Source organism: Micromonospora sp. HNM0581, from assembly GCF_012726175.1.
GTDB lineage: Bacteria > Actinomycetota > Actinomycetes > Mycobacteriales > Micromonosporaceae > Micromonospora.
Genome location: NZ_JAASAD010000041.1, coordinates 1 through 6,394 on the forward strand (window position 1 = coordinate 1; position 6,394 = coordinate 6,394).

The 6,394-nt window shown below is 66.2% G+C and carries 8 protein-coding genes; 4 read left to right on the top strand and 4 right to left on the bottom strand.

Going from position 1 to position 6,394, the window contains the following annotated elements:
• Positions 1–134: 134 nt before the first annotated feature.
• Positions 135–701: a hypothetical protein gene (locus HCA58_RS22880; protein WP_169600107.1), complete on the bottom strand. Its 567-nt coding sequence runs from the start codon at positions 699–701 to the stop codon at positions 135–137.
• A 341-nt stretch (positions 702–1,042) separates the two neighbouring features.
• Between HCA58_RS22880 and HCA58_RS22885 the strand changes: the two genes are divergently transcribed.
• Positions 1,043–1,246 carry a hypothetical protein gene (locus tag HCA58_RS22885; RefSeq protein ID WP_169600109.1) on the top strand — a complete coding sequence of 68 codons (204 nt, stop codon included), beginning with the start codon at positions 1,043–1,045 and terminating at the stop codon, positions 1,244–1,246.
• Between the two features lie 43 nt (positions 1,247–1,289).
• Here the strand turns inward: HCA58_RS22885 and HCA58_RS22890 are convergent, their stop codons facing one another.
• Both HCA58_RS22890 and HCA58_RS22895 read right to left on the bottom strand, forming a co-directional pair.
• Positions 1,290–1,718, bottom strand: coding sequence for a hypothetical protein (locus HCA58_RS22890; protein WP_169600111.1), 429 nt, complete (start codon positions 1,716–1,718; stop codon positions 1,290–1,292).
• A 617-nt stretch (positions 1,719–2,335) separates the two neighbouring features.
• Complete coding sequence (locus tag HCA58_RS22895) at positions 2,336–2,800, bottom strand: DIP1984 family protein (protein ID WP_169600112.1); 465 nt, start codon at positions 2,798–2,800, stop codon at positions 2,336–2,338.
• A 195-nt stretch (positions 2,801–2,995) separates the two neighbouring features.
• Between HCA58_RS22895 and HCA58_RS22900 the strand changes: the two genes are divergently transcribed.
• Together HCA58_RS22900 and HCA58_RS22905 are read left to right on the top strand one after the other, a co-directional pair.
• The gene (locus tag HCA58_RS22900) at positions 2,996–3,139 is read left to right on the top strand and encodes a hypothetical protein (RefSeq protein WP_169600114.1); all 144 of its coding nucleotides are present in this window, start codon (positions 2,996–2,998) and stop codon (positions 3,137–3,139) included.
• Entirely contained in the window at positions 3,124–3,768 is a 645-nt protein-coding gene (locus HCA58_RS22905; protein WP_169600116.1) for a hypothetical protein, read from the top strand. The genes HCA58_RS22900 and HCA58_RS22905 overlap by 16 nt, the downstream gene beginning before the upstream one ends.
• Positions 3,769–3,842: 74 nt before the next feature.
• On the opposite strand, the gene HCA58_RS22910 is transcribed toward HCA58_RS22905, so the two are convergent.
• Entirely contained in the window at positions 3,843–4,580 is a 738-nt protein-coding gene (locus HCA58_RS22910) for a hypothetical protein (RefSeq protein ID WP_169600118.1), read from the bottom strand.
• Between the two features lie 395 nt (positions 4,581–4,975).
• On the opposite strand from HCA58_RS22910, the gene HCA58_RS22915 reads away from it, so the two are divergent.
• Positions 4,976–6,205: an LRV domain-containing protein gene (locus HCA58_RS22915; protein WP_169600120.1), complete on the top strand. Its 1,230-nt coding sequence runs from the start codon at positions 4,976–4,978 to the stop codon at positions 6,203–6,205.
• Positions 6,206–6,394 lie beyond the last annotated feature (189 nt).

Below are 6,394 nucleotides of genomic sequence, written 5' to 3' on the forward strand. Positions count from 1 at the left end.
TACGGTCCTACCTGTCCACCGCCACCAAACACGGCAAGGACGCCCTCGACGTGCTCAAACAACTGTTCACCACCGGACCGTGGCTACCCGAACCGGCAACCTCAAGCTGAATACGTACGCGTTCGGACTCTGTCTTACCAGTGGCTGGCAACGATGCCGGTGCGATCGCCAAGAGCGGCGCGGATGTCCGTGGTAAAGGCGGGTGATAGCGGCGGCCAGTTGAGGAACGTCACGGCGGGAGCGCCGATGAGTACGCTGAACTGGCCGGTCCAGTCGCCCAACAGTCCACTCCAGCCACACCGGTCGCACGTGAACAGTGGCTCCCGTCCGGCGGTCATCCACTCCTCCAGCCAATCGCCGTAGGAGTCGGTGTAGGTCGTTGGCGCAGCGCCCGCGCAATGCGGGCACCGCGGTGCCTCATCGTTCTCCACTGGGTGGTAGGCGTCGCGATCACCCCGGATGTCGACGCCGTTGTTCGCCGTGTCGAGGAAGGCGTCAAACCAGTCGACCGGCTCGACTACTGCCATCTGCGCGGCAGGACCCGGCTTCCACTCGCTTGGCTGCCATAACGCGTCACGAAGATCGTTGGGAAGAATCACTCCGCGGGCCAGCAGGAGATCCTGGAGGTCGACGGTGATCTCCTCGCGCTCGGCCGACGAGATGCTGTCCAGCCGTAACACTGTCACGCTGTGCTCACTCACCGTTGATCTTCTCCTGCGCCGGGGCTCCGTGCCTCTACCGAGGGTATGCGTCGGCAGAGCTTCGGCTCGCCTCGGCGGTGGACGAGCATGAAATCTGAGCCCCGTATGGATCGTCGTTGCGCCCTTGTTGCTTCACGTGGTGCACAGCTTCCGGCCGACCTGGGACCGTCTGCCGGCCGGCACTCGGGAAGCGTTCGACGCCGCAATCCGCCGCGGTGCTGTTCCCGGCCTCCTTATGACCATGAGAGCCGCGCGGTCGGCCGGTGCTCGGACGGCGGCAAATCCACAGACCCCGACCTTGGCCAACCGGTACCGCGTGACACGCGATTAGGGTCAGCGGGATGCGGGATGACATCGTTCTGCGGCTCGACCGCGCTACCGCCGAAGATCTGTACGTCGCGCTGCACGAGGCCGGAGAGCACATCGCGGCTGGCGCAGCCATCACCCCGCCCACCGCCGAGGAGGCCGAGCGGCTGGGCATTCTCCTGCGGGACCTGGGCCACGCCCTTGGCCGTCGTTGCTCTCCGTACTGCGACCATCTTTAGTCGCTGGGGGTAACCCGCGCACAGCGGCATGAGCGCACCCCACTTACCCGGCCGCTGTAATTCCTTCAACCCGGGATACCTCTAGTTCGGCAGCCGCCTTGACCAGTAGGGCGTCAAACCTTGACCCATACCAGCCGGCATGTTCGGTATACCAGGCGCGCAAGAAGGTGCTATGCCGAAAAGAATCAGTGATCCATGCGTCGAGAGAGGTGGATGCGCCGGAAAGACCTCGATCAGAGAACACTATTGCGCGGTCCATCACGTCGAGCAGCATCTCAGCGAGGGTGTTTGCTCGATAGGTCATGTCGATATCGAGAGTTGGAATCGGTCCTATCGCCTCACGCTCGTCGAATATCGGTCTTAGCGCCGGATACTCCAGATATGCCTGTGTCACGACCACGAACAGCGCATCAAGCGCGGACTCTGCAGAGGTTTCCATGGCCTGACTGAGGCGCTGTGTCTGCTCAGCCATCATTCGCACCTGGCTCCGGACGAAACCCAAGCTTACGACAATGACTAGGAGCCCTATGACCGAGGTGCCGACCGAGGCCCACTCGAAGGTTGACATGCTTAACTGATACCAGCGCCTGTCAACGTCGTCGTCGATGGACCGTCGGGTTCGGTCGGCAGACCACCAGATCGCGAGGGCCTACTGGCGGGTAGCGTCTTTGCTGCCAATGAGATTACTGCGAGCAAAAAGACAGGAGTATTGCCGCCTCCCGATCGCCGACATGCAGGTGCTGACGCACGCTCTTCGGCACGATCGGACGGAACCAGGGCCGGCTCGGCGCAACGCTGCGTAGCGCGCGGCTTGCGGCTCAGATCAGTGCGGGCATCGAACGTTGTAAGGAACGAGCTGTATCGGTATGGGTTGCGGAATGCCCCTGCCCCACCCTCACCGTTGTGGATCTGCACTCGGTAGTGTGCCGTGCCCTGTGCGCCGTCACCTGTGTGCTGTGCTGGGCCTGCGTTGTGTGCTGGGGAGTCGAACCCCTGCGCCTGCCCTCGGCGCGCCAGGAGTGAACCGGATTACCCGCCGGCTCTCGGGTTCGTGCACGCCTCCACGTCGGCTACCTGCTCCGCAACCTCTCAGTCCAGCAGGTCGACCTCCCAGTTTGTCCGCTGGATCACGGTGTCGACCTCGCGAAGTTGTCGGGCGAGGTCGTCGGCCTGGCTCCGCAGCTGCGCCACGGGCAGCGCCGGGATCATCTTCAGCTCCGACCGCAACTGCCGAAACCCGCGCTGGCCCTCCCCAGCTGCGGCGTCGGCGGCAGAGGTGACCACGCTGTGCCGCAAGCGCAGCACGTCGCGGCGGGCGAGCGCGTCGGTGAGTGTGCCACCCTCAACATGCGTGGCGGCGTTGGTGCGGTTGATCCGCCGAATCAGCGTCTCCAGTTCCCCAAGCACCTCGCCCGCCTCCACCAGAAGTGCCGCGGCGTCTTCGGCAGGCGTCTCACCCTCCTGGTATCGAGCACTGGCGACGATGCGGGCACGGAGTTGTTCGGCGCGACGCGCCGCATCCGCGCGCAGCGCAAGAGCCTCAGCGAGCTTCATGGGCACCAGTATGCCCAGCGAAGATCACTGCCGCCTTCCAATTTCCCGGACCACGGCACGACGGAGCAGCAAGATCGGCGCGCCGGTTGCGGCAGTTGTGCGCAGCTGATCAACCGACTTCTTCAAGCTGTCTGAGCCACTGATGCCCTATCGCACGGTCGCTGGCGCTGGCCAGTCCCACCGTCGTGGTCGTCCATGCCCGATCGAAGGCTCTGGCGCCAACAAGAGGAGGAGCTTGTCTCCCTTGCCGCGCAACAGGCGGTGGCCGTGTTCCTCGCCGAGGTCGCCGATGTTGAGCCGGTGCGGGCTGCGAGGATCGGCCGGTGGACGGCGATCTGATTGTGGCGGTAGCACGACTCCAGGAGGCGTTCGTCCGGTACCCGGACAGTGCGGTGCTCGATGGCTGCCCGCATTGCCGGGGGCAGGCGCCGGTCGACGGTCATGACTTGTTCTCTTTGGCCATCAGCCTCGGCAATACGGTCGGCAGCCGTGACGACCTGAAGAGTCTGCTGCCCCTGCTGCTGGGGCGCTTGGCCACCTCCACGGAACTCGACCCAACGATCATGTTGGGCAAGCTGCGTCGCGAGCAGTGGCGCACCTGGCCCGAAGCCGAGCAGGACGCCATTGACGGCTACCTGAATGCGGTGTGGCGGTCATCGCTGGCGACGTACCCGTCGCAGGTCGGGTCGTTCCTCGACCCGACCACCTTCCTCGACGCGGTCGTCGCCGGCGGTGAAAGCGTCACGCGATTCATCGGTATCTGGGACGTCACGCACAGCTCGGCGGCAGACCGCCACCTGGCCGACACTGTGAACAGACTCAACCTCGCGGACCAGAGGCCGGCCACGCTGGCCGCATGGCTGCGCAGCGAGAGGGTCCGCGACCGACTGTATCGGGCGTTCGAGCGTGACCACGCCATGTCGTGGGGTGACGACCTGGCACGGGCCTACGATCTCGTCCGCTCGTAACGACACTCGGTCTGCGGCAGATCAGGATGCCCGATGCACCTGACCGACCTGCGTCTGCGGTTTGGCCGGCGCGTTCAGATGCTGTGTGCTGCGGTGTAGAGCACGTACCACAGCGCCGCACTCAGGGCGCCGCTTGAGATGGCTGCGGTAAGCAGCGTCGGCCACACGCGCCACAGGCGGTGCGCTGTACCCAGCCAGGCCAGGACGACGATCGGAAGCACGATCTTGACGAGTTCCCCGACCACAACGCCGCGGAAAAATTCTGCTTGGTACGGGTCGGACACTGTCAACAGCTGCCAGGGCGGTGCCAAAATCACGGCCTGCCAGCCCTCGCCAGAGAGAAGGCCGCATACCGCCCCCGCAGCAAGCGCCGAGGTCGACACGTTGCCGACTCGCACGATATGGCCGAGCAGCCCGAGCACCGGTCCCCCGACGAGGGACCCGGTCAGCCACAGCGCCGTCATCATGGCAACCGAACGCAGCCCCAGCAGGTCGGCCGACGTGCCGTCCTCCAGGGTGCCCCCACTCCACCGACGACTGACCACCAGCACAAGCAGGTAATAGAGCAGCGTGGCCAGCACCAATAGCGCGGTAGCACCGCCAACCGCTCGTTTCGCCGTGCCAGCCGAACGGCCGACCAGCAACGCCGCCAAGCCCCACGCGAAACCGCTGCTGGTCAGCGCGATCAAGACCTGCCCCACACCGCCCGCAACGGAGTCGGCCGCGAACGCGAGCAGGCCAAGCGCGACAGCGGCAGCCGCGACCATCGCCGCATGGCTACGACAGGATCCCCCAACAGCAACGTCGGTCACGCCCACCTCCTCCGAAGGGGCGCCGACAGTACCAAGATCCAGCATTGCCGCGGTTCATCTCGGCACCGAAGGAAGCATCATCATCTCGGCTACGTCCGGACGGATCCCGGGCCGGCTCAGCGGGACGCTGCGTAGCGCGCGGCTCGCGGCAGAACAGTGCACCATCGGCAGGTTGTAGCCAGCACCAGCCTACCGCCCGCAACGACGTGAATCACTCGGTCGTGCGGCCCTGTTGAGCTGCGTGTTCTCCTTCTACGGTGGCTTCTCGCAGGTCTTGACGACTAATCCTGGAGGTCCTGCTGTACGTCAACGACGCGTTCCTCGCCCACTACAACAAGCCCGCCCGGGCTCGGCTGCGCGGCCTGGCCCGCAACCCCGCTATTCCCTCCGACCTGTTGCGGCGGCTTGTTGACGAGCAACTGAAGGAGGCGGATTTCGCCCTGACCTTCCGCAAGGAGTGGACCGACGAGCAGTTCGAGGCATTGGCCGACCACCCCGACCGCAAGGTGCGCGAACTGCTGGCCCAAGCGGTGCACGTCACGCCCGAACAGCGGGCCAGGCTGGTTGAGGATCCAGAACCCTGCGTGCTTCACGCGCTCGCCGAAGGGCCGGACTGGTTCCTCGCGTGGACGTGGAGGCCACAGCCGGCGTTGCCCACATGGGCGTACGAGCGGCTGCTCGAACGGAGCCCGAGGCTGGAACTGATCATGGCTGATTCTCCGTGGCTGCCGCAGGACCTACGGGCCCGGCTATGGCCGGCCGGATCACCACCGGCACCGGCCGACGAGCCGCCGCTGGAGCGGCGGGATGCCGAGGCGCAGGCCGGCGCCGACAACGAATGGACGCGTGTTGCCGCCGCCGCCGATCCCAGGCTGCCCGCCGACCTCGTCGCCCGGCTGGCGGTGGACCCGTCGCCCGCGGTCCGGCTCGCCGCGTCTATGCGCCCCGAGCTCAGCGAGGAACAACGCGCGGCGATCGACTATCACGTCGGACGCGACGACCGGATTCGGCCCGCCCGCTGGGCGACCGACACCCGGGACCCAGAGATCCAGCGCCGCTGCGTGTTCTCGGCGCACATCGGTCTACGCCGCAGCGTCGCCTGCAACCCCCACCTGGCCCCCGACCACATCGCCGCGCTCGCCAATGACGACGACTTCGCTGTCCGGCTCCTGTTGTGCGAGCGCCACCCGGACATCGCCCCCGAGACGGTGCTCAACACGTACCTGGAGGCCACGACGATGACCCGCGGCCGGCTGCTGCACCACCCCAGCTTCCAGCGCGTCGGGCTGGCCCGCCTGGCAGACTCGCCGGACCCGCAGGCCCGAGCCCTGGTGGTCCTCGATCCCGAAGCGGCGCCGAAGCTCATTGAGCGGCTCAGCAATGACTCGCATCCGATGGTGCGGCAGTGGATGGCCGGTGACCCACGACTATCACCCAGTCGCGTGCTCGAGCTGTTCGACGACCCGACAACGGCCGGAGCAGCGGCCGCCAACCCACACCTGCCGGTGCCGGTCATACACCGTGTCCTAACCGACGCGGCCACGCTTGCCGACGAAGTCGTCGAGGGCAAACCGGCCGTGTACCTGGGTCGGTGGTCACCCGATCAACTGCCGGACGAGGACTGAGGCGGCAGGAGACTGCAGGTGTGCGATCCGGCCGATGTTGGCCGAGAACCAGCCCCTCATGCATGCCCGGGTGACGCACTCATCTCGGCGACTTGTTTCATTGACCTGCGACCGTTGCCCGGCCAGGCTTCGGTCGAGGTGCCCGGGCTGTCGCTCTCATTTCGGCTGCCCACGCTGGTCGTGTGGCTC